Origin of the sequence: Staphylococcus arlettae, from assembly GCF_002902345.1 — a bacterium.
Lineage (GTDB): Bacteria > Bacillota > Bacilli > Staphylococcales > Staphylococcaceae > Staphylococcus > Staphylococcus arlettae.
This window is the reverse complement of record NZ_PPQB01000016.1, coordinates 1-3,158: the sequence shown is the minus strand read 5'-3', so window position 1 is coordinate 3,158 and position 3,158 is coordinate 1. Positions and strand designations below refer to the sequence as shown.

At 48.0% G+C, this 3,158-nt stretch carries 1 rRNA gene; it reads right to left on the bottom strand.

Going from position 1 to position 3,158, the window contains the following annotated elements:
• Positions 1 to 61: 61 nt before the first annotated feature.
• Positions 62 to 2,982, bottom strand: a 23S ribosomal RNA gene (locus tag CD036_RS08195).
• Positions 2,983 to 3,158 lie beyond the last annotated feature (176 nt).

Here is a 3,158-nt window from a genome sequence, read left to right as displayed (position 1 = left end):
AGTTATACATTCAAAACTAGATAGTAAGTAAAATAAGTGAACCAAGTAAAACCTATTAAAATTGATTAAGTCTTCGATCGATTAGTATTCGTCAGCTCCACATATCACTATGCTTCCACCTCGAACCTATTAACCTCATCATCTTTGAGGGATCTTATAACCGAAGTTGGGAAATCTCATCTTGAGGGGGGCTTCATGCTTAGATGCTTTCAGCACTTATCCCGTCCATACATAGCTACCCAGCGATGCCGTTGGCACGACAACTGGTACACCAGAGGTATGTCCATCCCGGTCCTCTCGTACTAAGGACAGCTCCTCTCAAATTTCCTACGCCCACGACGGATAGGGACCGAACTGTCTCACGACGTTCTGAACCCAGCTCGCGTACCGCTTTAATGGGCGAACAGCCCAACCCTTGGGACCGACTACAGCCCCAGGATGCGATGAGCCGACATCGAGGTGCCAAACCTCCCCGTCGATGTGAACTCTTGGGGGAGATAAGCCTGTTATCCCCGGGGTAGCTTTTATCCGTTGAGCGATGGCCCTTCCATGCGGAACCACCGGATCACTAAGTCCGTCTTTCGACCCTGCTCGACTTGTAAGTCTCGCAGTCAAGCTCCCTTATGCCTTTACACTCTGTGAATGATTTCCAACCATTCTGAGGGAACCTTTGAGCGCCTCCGTTACTCTTTAGGAGGCGACCGCCCCAGTCAAACTGTCCATCTGACACTGTCTCCCACCATGATCAATGGTGCGGGTTAGAAATCCAACACAGCGAGGGTAGTATCCCACCAACGCCTCCACGTAAGCTAGCGCTCACGTATCAAAGGCTCCTACCTATCCTGTACAAGCTGTGCCGAATTTCAATATCAGACTACAGTAAAGCTCCACGGGGTCTTTCCGTCCTGTCGCGGGTAACCTGCATCTTCACAGGTACTATGATTTCACCGAGTCTCTCGTTGAGACAGTGCCCAAATCGTTACGCCTTTCGTGCGGGTCGGAACTTACCCGACAAGGAATTTCGCTACCTTAGGACCGTTATAGTTACGGCCGCCGTTTACTGGGGCTTCGATTCGTAGCTTCGCAGAAGCTAACCACTCCTCTTAACCTTCCAGCACCGGGCAGGCGTCAGCCCCTATACATCACCTTACGGTTTAGCAGAGACCTGTGTTTTTGATAAACAGTCGCTTGGGCCTATTCACTGCGGCTTTCCTGGGCGTGAACCCTAGAAAGCACCCCTTCTCCCGAAGTTACGGGGTCATTTTGCCGAGTTCCTTAACGAGAGTTCGCTCGCTCACCTTAGAATTCTCATCTTGACTACCTGTGTCGGTTTGCGGTACGGGCACCATAATTCTAGCTAGAGGATTTTCTTGGCAGTGTGAAATCAACGACTCGAGGAATAAATTCCTCTCCCCATCACAGCTTGACCTTACGAGTACCGGATTTGCCTAATACTCAGTCTTACTGCTTGGACGTACAATCCAATCGTACGCTTCGCCTATCCTACTGCGTCCCCCCATCGCTTAAAACGAATTGAGGTGGTACAGGAATATCAACCTGTTGTCCATCGCCTACGCCTTTCGGCCTCAGCTTAGGTCCCGACTAACCCAGAGCGGACGAGCCTTCCTCTGGAAACCTTAGTCAATCGGTGGACGGGATTCTCACCCGTCTTTCGCTACTCACACCGGCATTCTCACTTCTAAGCGCTCCACATGTCCTTGCGATCATGCTTCAACGCCCTTAGAACGCTCTCCTACCATTGTCCTACGGACAATCCACAGCTTCGGTAATATGTTTAGCCCCGGTACATTTTCGGCGCAGTGTCACTCGACTAGTGAGCTATTACGCACTCTTTAAATGATGGCTGCTTCTAAGCCAACATCCTAGTTGTCTGGGCAACGCCACATCCTTTTCCACTTAACATATATTTTGGGACCTTAGCTGGTGGTCTGGGCTGTTTCCCTTTCGAACACGGACCTTATCACCCATGTTCTGACTCCCAAGTTAAATTGATTGGCATTCGGAGTTTGTCTGAATTCGGTAACCCGAGAAGGGCCCCTCGTCCAAACAGTGCTCTACCTCCAATAATCATCACTTGAGGCTAGCCCTAAAGCTATTTCGGAGAGAACCAGCTATCTCCAGGTTCGATTGGAATTTCTCCGCTACCCACAACTCATCCGCTCACTTTTCAACGTAAGTCGGTTCGGCCCTCCATTCAGTGTTACCTGAACTTCAGCCTGGTCATGGGTAGATCACCTGGTTTCGGGTCTACGACCAAATACTCAACGCCCTATTCAGACTCGCTTTCGCTGCGGCTCCACATTTGCTGCTTAACCTTGCATCAGATCGTAACTCGCCGGTTCATTCTACAAAAGGCACGCCATCACCCATTAACGGGCTCTGACTACTTGTAAGCACACGGTTTCAAGTTCTCTTTCACTCCCCTTCCGGGGTACTTTTCACCTTTCCCTCACGGTACTGGTTCACTATCGGTCACTAGAGAGTATTTAGCCTTGGGAGATGGTCCTCCCGGATTCCGACGGAATTCCACGTGCTCCGTCGTACTCAGGATCCACTCAAGAGTGTATAAATTTTCGACTACAGGATTATTACCTTCTTTGATTTATCTTTCCAGATAATTCGTCTAATTTATACATTTGTAACTCCGTATAGAGTGTCCTACAACCCCAATAAGCAAGCTTATTGGTTTGGGCTCTTCCCGTTTCGCTCGCCGCTACTCAGGGAATCGATTTTTCTTTCTCTTCCTCCGGGTACTAAGATGTTTCAGTTCTCCGGGTATGCCTTCAGACATGATATATATTCACATGTCGATAACACGACATAACTCGTGCTGGGTTTCCCCATTCGGAAATCTCTGGATTACAGCTTACTTACAGCTCCCCAAAGCATATCGTCGTTAGTAACGTCCTTCATCGGCTTCTAGTGCCAAGGCATCCACCGTGCGCCCTTAATAACTTAATCGTTTGTTTAAATCAAACATTGTTTCATTTAAACCCAAAATGTTATTAATCTGTGAGTGTTCTTTCGAACACTAGCGATTATTTGTTTTGAATTCAAGCTTTTTCAAACTTTAATTCACTCGGTTTTGCTTGGTAAAATCTATATTTTACTTACTTATCTAGTTTTCAATGTACAAT